The 16793-nt window shown below is 62.7% G+C and carries 10 protein-coding genes and 1 pseudogene; all 11 read right to left on the reverse strand.

Annotated features, from left to right (window positions below; genetic code table 11):
- A pseudogene (locus HDC30_RS22105) lies at positions 1-3065 on the reverse strand (hypothetical protein); the annotation flags it as partial.
- A 339-nt stretch (positions 3066-3404) separates the two neighbouring features.
- Positions 3405-4163 (reverse strand): PIG-L deacetylase family protein, encoded by a 759-nt coding sequence (locus tag HDC30_RS22110; protein WP_027612047.1) that lies wholly within the window; start codon positions 4161-4163, stop codon positions 3405-3407.
- A 157-nt stretch (positions 4164-4320) separates the two neighbouring features.
- A complete protein-coding gene (locus tag HDC30_RS22115; RefSeq protein ID WP_183784909.1) occupies positions 4321-5007 on the reverse strand; it encodes a glycosyltransferase family 2 protein in 687 nt (228 codons plus the stop codon).
- The gene (locus HDC30_RS22120; RefSeq protein ID WP_097089609.1) at positions 5004-5603 is read right to left on the reverse strand and encodes an SAM-dependent methyltransferase; all 600 of its coding nucleotides are present in this window, start codon (positions 5601-5603) and stop codon (positions 5004-5006) included. Before HDC30_RS22120 ends, HDC30_RS22115 begins: the two co-directional genes overlap by 4 nt.
- Positions 5600-6373, reverse strand: coding sequence for a PIG-L deacetylase family protein (locus tag HDC30_RS22125; RefSeq protein ID WP_027612045.1), 774 nt, complete (start codon positions 6371-6373; stop codon positions 5600-5602). The genes HDC30_RS22120 and HDC30_RS22125 overlap by 4 nt, the downstream gene beginning before the upstream one ends.
- Positions 6370-7368, reverse strand: a complete 999-nt coding sequence (locus HDC30_RS22130; RefSeq protein ID WP_183784911.1) for an acyl-CoA dehydrogenase family protein — start codon at positions 7366-7368, stop codon at positions 6370-6372. Before HDC30_RS22130 ends, HDC30_RS22125 begins: the two co-directional genes overlap by 4 nt.
- A gap of 1 nt (position 7369) precedes the next feature.
- Positions 7370-9529 (reverse strand): glycogen debranching protein GlgX, encoded by a 2160-nt coding sequence (gene glgX / locus HDC30_RS22135; protein ID WP_150370490.1) that lies wholly within the window; start codon positions 9527-9529, stop codon positions 7370-7372.
- Between the two features lie 250 nt (positions 9530-9779).
- A complete protein-coding gene (locus tag HDC30_RS22140) occupies positions 9780-10115 on the reverse strand; it encodes a DUF2934 domain-containing protein (RefSeq protein WP_027612042.1) in 336 nt (111 codons plus the stop codon).
- A 27-nt stretch (positions 10116-10142) separates the two neighbouring features.
- Positions 10143-12911: a malto-oligosyltrehalose synthase gene (locus tag HDC30_RS22145; RefSeq protein ID WP_183784913.1), complete on the reverse strand. Its 2769-nt coding sequence runs from the start codon at positions 12909-12911 to the stop codon at positions 10143-10145.
- On the reverse strand, positions 12908-14986 hold the full coding sequence (malQ, locus tag HDC30_RS22150) for a 4-alpha-glucanotransferase (protein ID WP_183784915.1): 2079 nt from the start codon (positions 14984-14986) through the stop codon (positions 12908-12910). Before malQ ends, HDC30_RS22145 begins: the two co-directional genes overlap by 4 nt.
- Positions 14983-16785, reverse strand: coding sequence for a malto-oligosyltrehalose trehalohydrolase (gene treZ, locus HDC30_RS22155; RefSeq protein WP_183784917.1), 1803 nt, complete (start codon positions 16783-16785; stop codon positions 14983-14985). Before treZ ends, malQ begins: the two co-directional genes overlap by 4 nt.
- Between the last annotated feature and the right edge of the window lie 8 nt (positions 16786-16793).

Consider the following 16793-nt stretch of genomic DNA (forward strand, 5'->3'; position numbering starts at 1 on the left):
CCACTGCCATACAGCGCGATGGCGGTGAAGCTGTGAGCGGCCACGCTCAAGCCTGTCAGGGTCAGTTCCCACAGGCCGGTCGTCAGGTTAACCGTGGCTTCACCTTTGACGGTGGTGCCATCCTTGATCTGGACTTTCTGACCTTTGGCCCCGGCCCCTGACAACGTGATCTGGGTATCAACGGTGAATCCGCCTTTGGCAATCTCATTCCCTTTGGAGTCGATGGCTTTGGTGATGGTCGGTGGGTTACTGGCCGTCACCGTCAACGTCCACGCCGCGGATACCTGACCACTACCATACAGCGCGATGGCGGTGAAGCTGTGAGCGGCCACGCTCAAGCCTGTCAGGGTCAGTTCCCACAGGCCGGTCGTCAGGTTAACCGTCGCTTCACCTTTGACGGTGGTGCCGTCCTTGATCTGGACTTTCTGACCTTTGGCCCCGGCCCCTGACAACGTGATCTGGGTATCAACGGTGAATCCGCCTTTGGCAATCTCATTCCCTTTGGAGTCTTTCGATTCGGTAATTTCTGGTCGCACATCCTCAAACGCTTTGATCGTGTAAGTACGCACGGGGAAGGGCACCGCCTCGCTCTCATCCGTGCTCTTGCCGAACGCGGCTTTGAACTCCATGGTCAGCGGGCTGCCATCTTTGAGGTTTCTCAAGCCTGCAAAGGCGATGCTCCGCTCGTAATAGCCTTGATCGAGCCACTTGTCGCTGACCATTGAACCCGGTGCCGTATGAATCTGCAGGTTGTAGTCGCTGCCATCAGCGTTCGTCCCTTTCAGACGCAGCCAGACATATTGGCCTGTGGCAATCAACGGCCAGACGCCCATGCGATAGGTGGCATTGCTGGTCAGATTCCCTACGTTGAACTCCTGGCCCTCGCCGTCATCGTCGGCGTCCATGATCACCGGCAGGATCAAGCTTGAGTCCGGCAAGGTGCCGACATTCAACAACAGCGGCAACGAGGTGCGGGGCACACCGTTGCGGATGACGGTGTACTCCACGGTGACGGTTTTGCCCAGGTTGAATGCCAGCACGGTGACCGGCAGTTCGATTGTCAGCGTGGTTTCACTGATGGGTCTTGCCGGGGTGGTGTGCGAGCCGCCGGCGGCAGTGCCGGGTGCGCCGGTCCAGGTCACGCTGAGCAGATCGCTGAGCAGCAAGTCTTGCGAATCGATGTTGACGGTCAGGGCTTCCACGGCCTTGATCGGCTGCAAGGTAGTGCCATCGGCCTCGGCCTGCTGAACCTTCGGCCGGGTCAGCAGCACGGCTTCGCCGACAGTGAAATTCAACGTCCGCGAGTAGCTGACACGTTCCGGCGTGGAGCCTGCCGCCACCCTGAGGATTTCATACATCGCGTCCACAGTGCCGCCGCGATTGGGTTCGATGTGGGTCTGGACGAAGGTCGGGTTCAGGGTGAAATCGATGGCTTTGCCGGCATTGAGCGAATTGATCGGCACCGAGTCGCTGGTCTTGCCGGTTTTCGAACCGCGCCAGGTATAGGTGACCTTGTCACCCGCTTTGGTGGGTTCGGCGGCAGCCGGGGCGGTCAGTTTGCTCGAACCGCCGGGCAGGTCGTCGGGTTCGAGTGTTCCGCCGGCCTCACCGAGGACGATGGGCGCGACCAGTTCCAGCAGCGGTTCACCCACCCGCAACAGAGCATGGTGCAGTGACTCGCGCTGAATGATGCCTCCATCGCTGCCCTCGGCCATCAGCACGTAGAACAAATCCAGCGTACCGCCCTCGATGGCTTTGAGGTGTTTGCCTTCGACGATGATCGGGATCGGTTCTTTGTCGTCGATATCGCCCTTGCTAAGGGTGTGCCAGTTCAGCTCCGGGTCGTAGACGCCGAAATCCTGGCGGGTGCCGACCCAGCGCAGAATGATGACCATGCCCACCTGCATCATCGGGTCAAAGGGGATGACGGCGGTGGTGTACACCCGATCAGGGTCGAGTGCCCCTTGTTGCGCATCCACGGCAATCGGCGCGAGCAGGCGTCGGGTTGCTCCGATGATACTGACGAAGCGCCCCTTGGAGGAGCGATCATCAGACCCGCTGCGTTCCACGCGATAACTGAACACGGCCTGGGTTTTGGCCAGCAAACGTATGTCGGCGCTTGGCAGGGCCAATTCGTAGATGTTGCCCACGCTGATGAGCGGCTCGCCGCGGACTTCAACGCTGATCGGTTCGCCGTCCAGCGTGGTGCCCTTGCCCAGGCCGATGATCACATCACCGATCCGGAAGTCGGGTGCGTCGACCAATACCTGCAAGGTCAGCGGCGCATCCCCCAGTTTGTCCATGTCCACAACGCTATTGAAGGCCTCTTTGACCATGGGAGGCGACAGGCGCGTGTTGCCGGTATCGACGGCAATCCCTACTGCGGCGCACCAGTCTTCGGAGCGGTTGTCGACAATGTCGTGTACTTCAAAGGCTACGGCCAGGCTATCGGTATCGCCGGCGGCGAGGATGGTGGCCTTGTCGACATGGATGATCAGTGGATGGCCTTGCGGGTCATCGATGTGATCCTGGGTCACCCGTGGCGAATACACAAACCAGCCACCCCAGGTCAATTTGCAGCGGTCACCCACGGCCATGTTGGGGTAGGGCAACAGGCTGCTGCTGCCGGGTTTGGCCTGGATGATGATGTCGAGGCCGGTTTCGGCGGTTTCCTTGTCCACGCCATCGTTGATGATCCGCGGATCGATGTACATGTACAGCTCGGAATGCCCCGGGGCACTGCCGTTTTCATCCTTGCCGCCGGGCCGGTCGAGTTTGACGAAGATATTCACCGGAGGCAGCGAAGCTTCCGGAGTCTGTTCGAATACCTTGACCCGATATTGCAGCGTATAGGCCCCGGTCACGAACTTCTGGGGCGGGACATACAGGGTGACACGCTCGCCGACATCCCCTGGCTTGACGAGGGTGGTCTGGTCGACCTGAATACCGTCGAGCAGCAGCTCGATGTGGTCACCTAAACCCATACGGTCCCAGGGTGGACAATAGACTTTCAGCCCCTTGTCGGGCGCCAGCAACTGCGCGGCGGCAATATTGATCCCCCACACCCCCCCATCCAGGGCCGGCTGCGTACGGTCGGGTATTTCCAGTTGCCGCAGAGACTTTGGGGCCGGGAGGCGAGGGCGCTGAATAAGCATGCTGAAGACTCCAGAGTCGTGGGGGGCAAAGGCTCTGGGTTATTTAGGGGCAGGTGGCGAGCGTTGGCTACTGTCAGAAATTACAGGTAGGGAGGTATTTGCGATGAACGGTCGTGGGCCATAGCCACTTGCTCGCCGCCTATCAATGTGGGAGCGGGCTTGCTCGCGAACAGGCCGGCACATTCAACATCACAGGTGACTGAACCGACGCTTTCGCGAGCAAGCCCGCTCCCACAGGGGATGGGTGTTTCAGATGAAGACAATTTCGTAGGGCAGGCGCATCCGTTCCAGGATCACCGGCGGCAGCATCGGCGCGATGCCGATCGCCGGTTCGCCCTTGAGCTGGCTGGCATAGGCGTGGGTGGCGTGGCTTTTGCGCGCCACGGTCCAGGTGTCGAGGCGCAGTTTGCGTGCACGATCCCAGGGGATCAGGCTCTGCTCGCGCTCCGGCCAGTGCCAGGCCCAGACCGCCACATCGTGATAGGTGGCTCCGGCTTGCGCCGCCGCGTTGGCACTGGCACGTCCGACCGCTTCGTGGTCGTCGTTGCCGTCGTTGCGCCAGGTGCTGAACACCACGTCGCCGGGGCGCAGATAACGCGAAATGAAACTGCTGATTTCCGTCTCGCGTTCGAGCAGCGCGTTGTCGGTGAACCCGCCGCGCACCCATTTCAGACTGTGCATCGGCAGGCCGAGCCGACGCAGGGCTTCGACGCTCTCTTGCGGACGGAACACGCTCAGGCGTTTTTCCGACCACTGTCGCGAGCCGGGATGGCTGGCGCTGCCATCAGTGATCGACAGCAGTTGCAGCGGATGACCGAGGCTGGAGAGCAATTGCAGGAGCCCGCCACAGGTCACCACTTCATCACCCGGATGCGGGGCGACGACGACGGCGCGAGCACCGGGGGGAACGAGGCTATGGGTGTTGATGACGGGGATGTTGTCCAACTGCGGGGAACTGTTCCAGATCTGTACCGGCGGCGGGTTTTCGTTGAGGAATAACGGTTTCATGGGTGCTACGTCCTTGTCGAGTCAGGCCCTCAATCGAATCTGCACCGTAGAAAGGCAGGTGCGCTCGACCCGTGAAGGCGAATGGATTGCTGTGCGACGCTCCGAACCCTGGATTGCCGCGCAGCAGAGTATTGCTCATGAAAACCGGTTCGTCGCGTCACAGATCAATCTGATCCGCTTTTTTTATGTCTAACTGTACCAATTTTCGCAGGTAGTCCCCGAATCCGCCCCGGACACGGCTGTCCAGACGGGCGCTGGTATGCACTTGCGGGCGATGGCTCCAGGCGATGTCGGCACCGAGCAATTCCAGTTGCCGCACCAGTTGCACGTCCTCATCGCAGGTCAAGGGGGCGAATCCCCCGGCCCAACGATAAGCATCGGCACTGACCCCAAGATTGGCGCCGTGGATATGGCGATGCCCGTCCCGCGCCTGATAGTGGCTGTGATAGCGGATTTGCGCGCTTTCGTCGAATGTCGGATCCCAATGTTCGACGGTCACCGTGCCGCACACCGCGTCCGCACCCAGCCCCAACTGTGCCACCAGCCAGTCCTCGGCCACACGGCTGTCGGCGTCGGTGCAGGAAATCCAGCGCGCGCCACGCTCCAGCAACACCTGCGCGCCAGCGGCCCGGGCCTGGCCGACGTTGCGGGCGTCGATGTGCAGACTCAGTACCGGAAAGCCGCTGACGATCTGCGCCGAGCGATCGGTGCAGCTGTCTAGCACCACCAGCACTTCGACCGGCTCGCCGGCCAGCAGCCCGTGTTTACTGGCGCGCAAGGCGGCCGTCAGGCACTGTTCCAGCAGATCTTCCTCGTTATGCGCGGGAATCAGAATGCCGATCATCGCAGGCCCTCCAATGCGGCCACCGAGCGCGGCTCACGGCTCCAGACTTCAAGGATAAAGTCGGACTCCTGATGCAGCGCCAGACGCGGTAGCGGTAATTGCTCGTGAATCAGGTCATGTACCTGCCGCGCGTTGAGCGGGCAGCCATCGATGGGCGGGCGCCAGTGGCAAGCGAGCAATTGCCCGTCAGCCGTCAGGGATTCACTGATGCGGCGGATCACTTCTGTCAGATCCTGGGCATCGAGGTAGTAGCCGATTTCGCTAAATACAATCAGGTCGAATTTTTCCTCCGGCCAGTCACCGGGCAGGCGACTTTGGCGCACCTCGGCATGGTCAAACAGGCTCAACCGGGTACGCGCCAGATTCACCGCGGCACTGGCGGTGTCGCAACACAGCAAGCGGTCGCAGCGCTCGGCGAGTTCCGCACTGAGTTCGCCATTGGCGCAACCGGGTTCGAAGATCGCCCGATAATGCGCGCGGGGCAGGGCGGCGAGGGTGATCGCGCGTTTGCGCTGTTCATACCAGCGCTCGCGAAACGCCCAGGGATCATCGTTAGCGCTGAACAATCCGTCGAAGTAGCGATCATCGACACTCATAGGAACACCACTTCGAACGGTTGCAGCAGACGATCCAGCACGTACGGCGCCAATACCGGTTGCAGCCCGGCTTGCGGGTCGCCTTCCAGTTGGCTGGCGAACGCATGCACCGCGTGGCGTTTGCGCGCCACTTGCTCGGCGGACAACAGAATCTTTCGTGCGCGCTGCCACGGCACCGAAGCGTCTTCGGGTGAGGCCCAGTGCCAGGTCCATACCGGCAATTCGTGGCAGGTGGCGCCAACCCGGCGTGCAGCTTCGATACTGGCGCGGCCGGCGGCTTCGTGATCGCAGTGGCCGTCCTCGCACCAGGTGCTGAACACCACGTCGCCCGGGCGCAGGTGGCGTTCGATGAACGCGACCAGCGACGGCTCATCTGCGGCGACCTGGCTATCGCTGAAACCGCCGCGCAGCCATTTCATCCGGTGCAATGGCACGCCGAGGCGGCGCAGGGCTTCAGCCGATTCCTGCGGCCGCACCACGCTCAGGCGTTCGACTGGCCAGCGCTCGGAACCGGGATGACTGGCGCTGCCATCGGTGACCGAAATCAGTTGCAACTGACGCCCGGCGGCGGCCAGCAACTGCAACATTCCGCCGCAGCCGAGCACTTCGTCGTCCGGGTGCGGGGCGACGATCACCGCCCGCGCGCCCGGTGGCACCAGACTGAGGACATCGACGCTGTCCAGCGCCGCCAGGTGCCGGGAATGTTGCCATTGCAGCAACGAAGTCCCTTGGTGGCCGATGATCGGATCGGGCTTATTAGCGGCGTTCATAGCGTCCAGGCCTCCTCGGGGTGTTCAGCCAGCGTTTGGCCAAGGGCCGCCAGATCACGCTCGGCATGACTCTGGCGCAGGAACACCGGCAGATCGGCGCTCAACCGGGCGAAGTGCCGATCCTTGCAGAACGGAGCGGCACCCAGCGCCCGACCGGTCTCGCGCATCACTTGCTCAGCCGATTGCTCGACCACGGCGCGGGCACGTCGGGCTAACAGTTCGGCATTGGCTTCGGGATGCGTATCGATGTGCAACGCACTGAAACGCAGCACATTGGCGGCTGCGTACAGCGCCGCATCGACCGTGCCGAGGTGGGCGAGGGCGTGCGGCTCCTGACGTTGCGCGCAGTGTTTACGCAGCGCCTCGGCGATTTCCCTTGCCGCGCCGTACCAGCACGCGGCAATGCCGATCCCGCCTTGCCAGAAACCCGGACGATTCAGGTAGTCGCCGGGTTCGCCGATGGCCTGGGCTTCAGCGCCGTCGAACAACACTTCGACGCTGCCGGTGGCGCCCATGCCGACCGCTTGCCAGCCCTGATCGGTGATGGTCACGCCCGGTTGATCAAGCGCCACTGCGACCAGATGCTGACGGTCTTCGGCGTCCCACGCGGTGAGCAGCGCATGGCTGAGCACCGCCGCCCCGGAACACCAGGCCTTGCGCCCGTCGAGGCGCACCATGTGCCCGGCCGGTCGCACCTGCACCCGAGCCTGCGGTGGTTCAGCCGCCCACATGCCCCAAGTGCTGCCCGGTGTAGGCGAACCACCGAGCTGTTCGATGATCGCCAATGCGTCGGTGTGGCCTTCGTAGAGTTTGCACAAGCCCAGATCATGCCCGCCGACTTCCGCCAGACGTTGAAAGCGCTCCAGCGTGCAGCCGCTGCCCGGTAACGGCAACTGATCCAGACCGGCCTCGACCAGCGCCCGCAGGCAATGGCCGAGTGCGGCGGTGTCGCGATAGTCGGGCGGGCGGCGCGCCAGATAACTGTGCAGGTCCATATCAGTCTTCTTCTTCGCGTTGCAGTTCGAACAGCAGCAGCGAACGCCCGGTGACCGAATACTCATGGCCGAACTCGAAGCGTTCCTGACCGCGAATCGATGGCTGATTGGTGTCGATCATGCAGGTCCAGAAACTGCCTTCCGGCACTTCCGGCAGGCTGAAGTTGACGATGTCATGGTGGGCGTTGACCACCAGCAGCAGCGTCGCATCGGCACCTTTGCGGCGGATCCCGGTTTCCTGCGCGCGACCGTCGAGCAGCATGCCCAGGCAACGGTTGTGCGCGTCATGCCAGTGCTCGGTGGTCATCTCGGTGCCGTCCGGCGCCAGCCAGGTGACGTCCTTGACGCCGATGTCCTCGTTGTACTCGCCGACCAGGAAGCGCCCGCGACGCAGGATCGGATAAGCCATACGCAACTTGATCAGGCGTTTGACGAATTTGAGCAGCGCCTTGCCGTCCTCGCTCAGGTCCCAGTTGACCCAGCCGATCTCGCTGTCCTGGCAATAGGCGTTGTTGTTGCCGTCCTGCGTGCGGGCGAATTCGTCACCGGCAACGATCATCGGTGTGCCCTGCGACAGCAGCAGCGTGGCGAAGAAGTTGCGCATCTGTCGGTGGCGCAGCGCATTGACCTCCGGGTCGTCGGTCGGGCCTTCGACGCCGTGGTTCCACGACAGGTTGTTGTTGCTGCCGTCCTGGTTGTTCTCGTCGTTGGCTTCGTTGTGCTTGTCGTTGTACGACACCAGATCGTTGAGGGTGAAACCGTCGTGGGCGGTGATGAAGTTCACCGACGAGTACGGCCGCCGTCCGCGCTGGTTGAACATCTCGCCGGACGCGGTCATGCGGCTGGCGAAGTCGGCAACCTGGCCGTCGTCGCCTTTCCAGAACGCGCGCACGGTGTCGCGGAATTTGTCGTTCCACTCGACCCAGCCCGGCGGAAAGTGGCCGACCTGATAGCCACCGGGGCCGCAGTCCCAAGGCTCGGCGATCATTTTCACCTGGCGCAGCACCGGGTCCTGACGGCAGGCGACGAGGAAGCTGTGACGCTCGTCGAAACCGTCGTGATAGCGCCCGAGAATCGTCGCCAGATCGAAGCGGAAACCGTCGACGTGCATCTCGCTGGCCCAATAACGCAGCGAGTCGGTGACCATCTGCAGCACGCACGGGTGACTGAGGTCGAGGGTGTTGCCGGTGCCGGAATCGTTGATGTAATAGCGCTTGTCGTCGGGCATCAGGCGGTAGTAGGAGGCGTTGTCGATGCCGCGCATCGACAGGGTCGGACCTTGTTCGTTGCCCTCGGCGGTGTGGTTGTAGACCACGTCGAGAATCACTTCCAGATTGGCCTCGTGCAGGTGCGCGACCATCTCCTTGAACTCGGCGATCTTGCCGCTGGCCAGGTAACGCGGGTCCGGGGCGAAGAAGGCGATGCTGTTGTAGCCCCAGTAGTTGGTCATGCCCTTGTGCAGCAAATGCTGGTCGTTGACGAAGGCATGGATCGGCAGCAGTTCCACACTCGACACGCCGAGTTTGCGGATGTGTTCGAGCACGTCGTCGACCATCAACCCGGCAAAGGTACCGCGCACGTTCTCCGGCACCGAAGGGTGACGCATGCTGATGCCGCGTACGTGGGTTTCATAAATGATGGTTTTGTCCCACGGCACGCTGACCCGATGGTCGTTGCCCCAGGTGTGCGCCGGGTCGATGACCTTGCACTTGGGCACAAACGGCGCGCTGTCGCGTTCATCGAAACTGAGGTCGGCGTCGGGGTGGCCGATGGTGTAGCCGAACAGCGCCTCGGACCATTTCAACTCGCCGACCAGTTGTTTGGCGTACGGGTCGATCAACAGTTTGTTGTGGTTGAAGCGATGGCCGTTCGCCGGGTCATACGGGCCATACACGCGGTAGCCGTAGATCAGCCCGGGATGGGCATCGGGCAGATAGCCGTGGTAGATCTCGTCGGTGTATTCCGGCAGTTCGATGCGCTCGAGTTCGACTTCGCCGGCATCGTCGAAAATGCACAGTTCAACCTTGGTGGCATTGGCGGAAAACAGTGCAAAGTTAACCCCCAGACCATCCCAGGTCGCACCGAGCGGGAAGGGCAGGCCTTCACGGATTCTCGAAGGTTCAGCGTGCGCTGCGGGCTCGGCATTCTTTGGACGGGTCATGATTGCTCCTGCAAAACGGGTTGGTTCGAATAACGGATCAACTGTGGGAACAGAATCTGTGGTGAGGGGATTTATCCCCGATGGGTCGCGCAGCGGCCCTGCGACTGCTTCGCAGCCGATCGGGGATAAATCCCCTCACCACAGACATCTGTCCCTGACAGGGGGTGTTTGAGGTTTCTTGAGGACGAGTTGTCCCTAATGTGGCGAGCGAACCCGCCACACGGTCATTCAGTTCAATAATCCGGGTGTGTCAGTTGGCCGGGGGCTTGCGTGGGGCGCGCGGCTTTTTCTCGGCGGCTTTTTCGCCCGGTGGAATCACTTTGGCGGCGCTGGAAGGCTTGGCTTTGGCGTCGGCAGGCGCCTTGGGCTTGGCCGCCGGGGTTTTGCTTTCGCTGGCTTTGCCGGTCGCAGTCTTGCCGGCGGTTTTACTGCCCGCAGCCTTTGGCGACTTCTTCGGCGCGAGGGCCTCGGCTTCGGCCAGTTTGCGCGCCATTTCCCAATGACGCGCTTCATGACCTTCAGGTTTGCCCTCCGATTCCCAGATCTGATAGGCGAACTCGCGGATGCGTTTATCGTCGGTACTCATCGCAATGCTCCTGAACTGAACTCGTCGTTACGTAAAGAGTTGGGTAAACAGATTGACCGGGAAATCCCCCAGCGCGGCGCTGACGTTCAGCTCCCTGTTTTTTGTGACTGCGCTGCTGTGAAAAAGTCCCTTCAGGTTTGTGTCAGAGGCGGCGAACGGTAAAACCACCCGTGTATCGCCCCAGCGCAGCGCATCCACCTGTGGCACGGCACTGTTTTCCAGCAACGTCGCGCAGCGGATCGGCACGATCACGATGGCGTAGCGGCCCTCGTGCTCACGGGCGAATGCGAGCACGTTGTGCGCCTGCTCGCCCAGCACCTCCAAGGCCTGATACGTGCCCCGGCGAAACAGCTCGGCGTGTTCGGCGCGCAGGTTCAACACCTCGGCGATCAACGCTTGCTTGATACGCCCGTCACGCCAGTTCGCCAGCAGTTCCTGGAGCGGCGCTTGTCCGTCCAGAGCCTGCGCGCGCGCGGCGTAATCCACCGGCCGACGGTTGTCCGGATCGACCAGGCTGAAGTCCCAGAACTCGTTGCCCTGATACAGATCCGGTACCCCCGGCACGGTCATGCGCAGCAAGGTTTGCGCCAGACTGTTAAGGGCGCCGGCTGCCGCGATGCTGTTGACGGTCTTGCTCAGCGCGGCGCGCAGCAGCTCGCCTTCTGCACCGGTGAGCAGGCGTTGGGTGAACGTCTGCGCAGCGTTTTCGTATGCCTCGTTCGGCGCGCTCCAGCTGCTTTGCAACTTGGCTTCGCGCAGGGCTTTCTGTTGCCACTGCCAGATGCGCTCGGCGTAGTCGCTGAAACCTGACTGATCGTCATCGCTCAGTTGCAGCGGCCAACTGCCGAGCAACGCCTGATACAGGATCAGTTCATCACCGGACGACGGCACTTGGTCATCGTCGCGCAACGGCCGGGCGAGGGCGCGCCACAACTCGACCTGTTCGGCATACCAGTGGCTGCGTTCGCTGAGCACCGCCAGTCGTGCACGGGTGTCTTCGCCACGTTTGTGGTCGTGGGTCGCAGTCGCCAGCAAATTGTCGGGAAACGCATCCAGGCGTTGCTGATTGACCGCATGGAAGTCGCTGACCGGTGCGCTGAACTGCTCGGTGTTGTAGCCGACGTCGTTGCGCGACAGCAGCACCGCCGAGCGATACAACGCGGTGTCTTCCACGGCTTTGGCCGCTGCCGGCGACGTCAGTTGCTGGAAGCGTACGCAAGCGTGCTTGAGGATCTTGCGCGAGCGCCCGCGCGGCTTTTGCCGCCAGGGCGTGCCACCGAGCCAGGCCGCCACACAGTCAAGCACCGGCCAGTCGCCTTCGCCCAGCGTCTGCCGCGCGCCGTCCATGGCCTGCTCGAAGAACTGTTCATCCTGCGCCGCGCGACCCAGCGCATTGATGTAAGTGCGATACACCGGGAAATGCACGATCAGCGCCTGCAACACCCGGCGAATTGCGCCGAGAGTCAGGTCGCGGGTCATCAGGTCATCCCGGGCCACTTGCAGCAGCGCCTGGGCGACGCTTTCAAAATCGCTGGCCAGCGAGCCGTTGAGGATCTGTTGCCTCGCCAGTTGCGCTTCTTCAATGAACGCCGCCGGACGCTCGGTGCGCCGCTGCCAGAGGTCGCCGAGTACATGTTCGCCATCGGGGTCGTGTTGCAGCAACGACAGCTGATTCATGAACTCGTAACCGGTGCTGCCATCCACCGCCCAATCGGTGCGCAGGGTTTCGCCGGCACCGAGAATCTTCTCGACGTAGATCGGCAAGTGCCGATCCGGCGCAAGCAAGTCGAGGCGCCGCCGCAGCTTGCGGCAATAGCCACGGGGGTCGGCGAGACCGTCGATGTGGTCGATGCGCAAACCGTCGACCAGGCCTTCTGCGATCAACTGAAAGATCTTGCCGTGAGTGGCTTCGAACACGGCCGGACGCTCGACGCGCAGACCGCCGAGTTCGTTGATGTCGAAAAAGCGCCGCCAGTTGATGTCGTCCGCGGCGGTGCGCCAACTGGCGAGACGGTAGCTCTGGCGTTCGAGCAATTGATGCAGCTTGTCGAAGCCTTCTGCAGTCGTGGAGTCGTAATGCGCGAGACTTTCCTCGATCGCGGCGAGAATTTGCGGATCGCTTGCCAGCTCCTTCAATTCAGCCTTGAGCGGCATCGCCAGCGCATGGGCGTCAGTCTGGTAGCTGAGGGTGCTGAAACGATCGGCCAGGGATTTCAGCGCTTCGACCGGTTTAAGCAACTCGCCGTAGTCATTCGGGCAGATCGGAAAGTGATGCTCGTAATGCTCGACGTGGAAGCGACCTTGCTGCGCATCGAAATGCAGTTTCAGCGTGCCTTCTTGCAGCGCGACGCCATAATCGCTGCCGAGAAACGGCAGCAACAACTGGCCTTCCATCAACGGGTCCGGTGAGTGCCACTGGATGTCGAAGAACTCGCCGTACGGACTCAGGCGGCCCCATTCCAGCAGATCGAGCCACCACGGGTTGTCACCGCCGCCGACCGCCATGTGATTGGAGACGATGTCGAGGATCAGGCCCATGCCGTGTTCGCGCAGGGTGCCGACCAGACGCCGCAGCGCCGGTTCGCCGCCGAGTTCCGGATTGACCTGGGTCGGGTCGACCACGTCGTAGCCGTGCATCGAACCGGCGCGGGCCGCGAGCAGCGGTGAGGCATAAATGTGGCTGATGCCGAGGCGGGCAAAGTACGGCACCAGCGGCACCGCCTGTTCCAGAGTGAAACCCTTGTGAAATTGCAGGCGCAGGGTGGCGCGCAGGGGTTGGATGAGGGTCTGGTTCATTGGTCACGCTCGGCAGCTTGCAGGCGGGCACAGGCCAGCAGTTCCAGACGGCGCGCGGCATCGGCGCCATCAAGCAAGGCTTCGCTGTTGCCGGGCAGGCGTCGCGACCAGTTCGGGTGGCTGTCGATGGTGCCCGGCAGGTTGGCCTGCTCGTCGATGCCCAGCGCATCTTCCAGCGGCAGCAACACCAGCGGTGCGCGGGTATGACCGAGGAAACGCACGCTGGCATCGACCACTTGATCGGCTTCGTGGGACTCTTCGCGGAAGTTTTGCGGGTCTTGGCTCAAGGCCCCGCGCAGGCCTTCGCGCTCGCGCTGGCGATGGCGACGCCATTCGATTTCACCGTTGGCGTCGACAAATTCCAGACGCGCGTTCCAGTCGATATCGCGGCCATGCCACCAACCGTTGAGCGTCGGCAGGTCGTGGGTGCTGGTGGTCGCCAGCGCGTTGTCCGGCCAGTCGAGGATCGGTTTGAAATACGTGTTGTCCTGTTCGAACAGCAGCACGCGCATGCCGAGGATCGCCCGCGCACTGAGTTTTTCGCGCAGACCGTCGGGCACGGTGCCGAGGTCTTCGCCGAGGACGATCGCCTGATGCCGATGGGACTCAAGGGTCAACAGGCGCAGCAGATCGTCAAACGGGTAATACAGATAAGCGCCATCGGCCGGGGCCGCGCCGTTTGGGATCACCCACAGGCGTTGCAGGCCCATCACATGGTCGATGCGCAGCCCGCCAGCGTGGGCGAAGTTGGCGCGCAGCATGTCGATGAACGCGCGAAAGCCTTTGCGTATCAGGCCTTCCGGGGAAAACGCGGAAATCCCCCAGCCCTGACCGGAGCGATTGAGAATGTCTGGCGGCGCACCCACGGTGAGCGAGGCGAGCAGTTCGTCCTGAAAGCTCCAGGCCTGGCTGCCGGCGCCGTCGGCACCGACCGCAAGGTCAGCGATCAGGCCGATGCCCATGCCGGCGCTGCGCGCAGCCGTTTGCGCGCGCTCCAGGCAGCGGTGGATCAACCACTGGCAAAAGGCGAAGTAACTGATGCGTTCGGCGTATTCCTCGGCAAAGGCTTCGAGGGCGGCGCCGCGCGGCTCATGCCAGTGTGCCGGCCATTCGCGCCAGTCGAGGCTTTCGCCACGGGCGGCGCGCATTTCCTGAATAGCTTCGAAGCGGCAGTGGTTTTCCAGGGCTTCGCCACCGGCATGGCGGAAACTGGCGAAGTCCGGATGCAACGGGTGCTCGCCCGCGACGAAACCATCGTACAAGGCTTGCAGCAATTTCTGTTTGGCGTCGGCGGCCGCGGGCCAGTCGATCAGCTTCAAGTCTTCCAGTTGCCGGAATTGCTCGGCCAGACCGCTGGCGTCGATCGCATCACGCAGGGCGCGTTCGCCAAGGATGGCGCCCGGTGCGGCATACAAGGCGTTGAGAAACAGGCGGCTGGACGGCGAGTAGGGGCTGTACCGTCCGGTGTCGGCGCTGAACATCGCATGCAACGGACTGATTGCCAGCGCATCGGCACCGCGCTCGCCGGCCACCCGCGCCAGTTCTTCCAGCGCCTGAGTGTCACCAAAGCCGCAATCGCCGGGGCGGCGCAGACTGTACAACTGCGCGCTCAACCCCCAGACGCGAGGGATCGGGTTGTCTACCGCATCGCCGACGCTGAAGCAGCGCTCGGGGGCCACGGCCAGGGTGAAATATTGGTCGGCGATGTGCACCTGCTGATAACCGACCGGGATCAAACCGGGCAGTTTCGCTTCGGCGTCGAGTTTGAGGTTAAGCCGTGAACCGTCTTCAAGGTGGATTTCGCAAGGCGTTTCAGGCTCGAAATAGCGGGCCAGATCAACGCTGACCCCGACATCTGCGGTCAACAGCGGCGGCAGGTGGCGATCCTGCTGCACTTGCTGCAGTTGCAGCAGACTGGCGTCGATTTCCTGTGCGGTATTGGCCGGATGACCCAGGCCGGTGAGAACATTGCGCAGCACCGCCGGGGCGACTTTCTGCGGGCGGCCGTTGGCGTCGATCCAGTCGACGGCGAGGCCGGCGCGGCTTGCGAGTATTTCCAGTTGCGCATCGCTCATAGGCGCTCTCCATCCAGAGGTTGCAAGGGGGTTGCGGCCGTGAGGCTGACAAGCGCGCAATACGCGGGCAGTACGCCCGGTTCCGACAGGGCAACGGCGGGCGGCTGTTGAAACAGCCACACGGCGTCGGTCTGTGCAGGGTTGACCACTGGCGTATCGCTGAGGTTCAGGTCAATTCGCAGCTCACTGCCATCGCCCAGGCGCCAGCGTGCACTGACCGCACCGAAGCCGAGCATGTGCGCCCCAAGCGCCTGGGTGCCGGACAGATTGGGAATGATGTAGCGGTGGCGCAATTGCAGCAGTTGCCGGTACAGCGCGAGGGTTTCCTGCTGTTTTGCGCTGCCGTTGCCGACCAGGCGAGGCTGCGAGGCGTGGAAGGTCTGCTCGGCATTCGGATCGGGAATTTTTTCGCGTTTGTGCGGATCGGCGAAGGCGCTGAACCCGGCGAATTCGTTGCGCCGACCTTCGCGCACCAGATCCGCCAGTTCACCGTGGTGGCTGGTGAAGAACAGGAACGGTTGCTCGGCCGCGTACTCATCGCCCATGAACATCAGCGGAATCATCGGTGACAGCAGCAACAGCACGGTGGCGGCCTGCACCGCGCGTGGATCGGCCAGGTGATGCAGACGTTCGCCGAAAGCCCGGTTGCCGATCTGGTCGTGGTTCTGCAGGAACAGGATGAAAGCGGTGGAGGGCAGGTGTTCGCTCGGCTCGCCGCGCGGTTCGCCGTGGCGGGTGATGTGGCCCTGAAACACGAAGCCCTGGCTTAGGCAGCGCACCAGTTGTTCGGTGGGTTGCAGCGCATAGTCAGCGTAGTAGGCGTCGGTTTCGCCGGTCAGCAGCACGTGCAGGGCGTTGTGGCCGTCGTCGTTCCACTGCGCGTCGTAATCCTCTTCAAGCAAGCTCGACTGGTTGAGCTCGTTTTCGACGGTCAGCCAGACGTGACGGCTTGGATCGATCTGCTGACGAATACGCTGCGCCAGTTCGGGCAGGAAGTCCGGGCTTTCGATGGCGTGCACCGCGTCTAGGCGCAGTCCGTCGAAGCGGTATTCGAGCACCCACATCAGCGCGTTTTCAATGAAGAAGTCCCGCACTTCACGGCGGCGGAAGTCGATCGCCGCGCCCCAGGGCGTGTGCTTGTCTTCGCGGAAAAAGCCTTTGGCGTAGCGCCCGAGGTAATTGCCGTCGGGGCCGAAGTGGTTGTAGACCACGTCGAGAATCACCGCCAGCCCATGGCCGTGGGCGCTGTCGATCAGGTGTTTGAGTTGTTCCGGGGTGCCATAGGAGGCTTGCGGTGCGAAAGGCAGCACGCCGTCATAACCCCAGTTGCGTGTGCCGGGAAACTGCGCCAGGGGCATCAGTTCGATGGCAGTGATGCCCAGCTCGACCAGACGCGCCAGGTGCTGCTCGACTTCGGCAAAGCCGCCGAGCGCGCCGACATGCAGCTCGTAGATCACCGCTTCGCTCCACGGCCGGCCATGCCAGGTGGTGTGGCGCCAGTCATAGGCCAGCGGATCGACCACCACACTGTGCCGGTCAAGGTCGCCGTCCTGGGCGCGGGAGGCCGGGTCGGGCACCTCCAGTTCACCATCGATGTTGAAGCGGTAGCGGGTGCCCGCCGGGCACCGGGTCTTGATCACGAACCAGCCATCGGCCTGCGGTAACATCGGCAAGGATTGACCGTCTTCAAGTTCGACACTGACGTAAAACGCATCCGGTGCCCACAGCGCAAACTGAGTGTGTTCGGCGTCCTGCATGATCGCGCCGTGGGGCCAGTTTTCTTGGGTCCGTAACGGCATTGTGAAAA

This window comes from Pseudomonas sp. JAI115, assembly GCF_014200835.1.
GTDB lineage: Bacteria > Pseudomonadota > Gammaproteobacteria > Pseudomonadales > Pseudomonadaceae > Aquipseudomonas > Aquipseudomonas putida_A.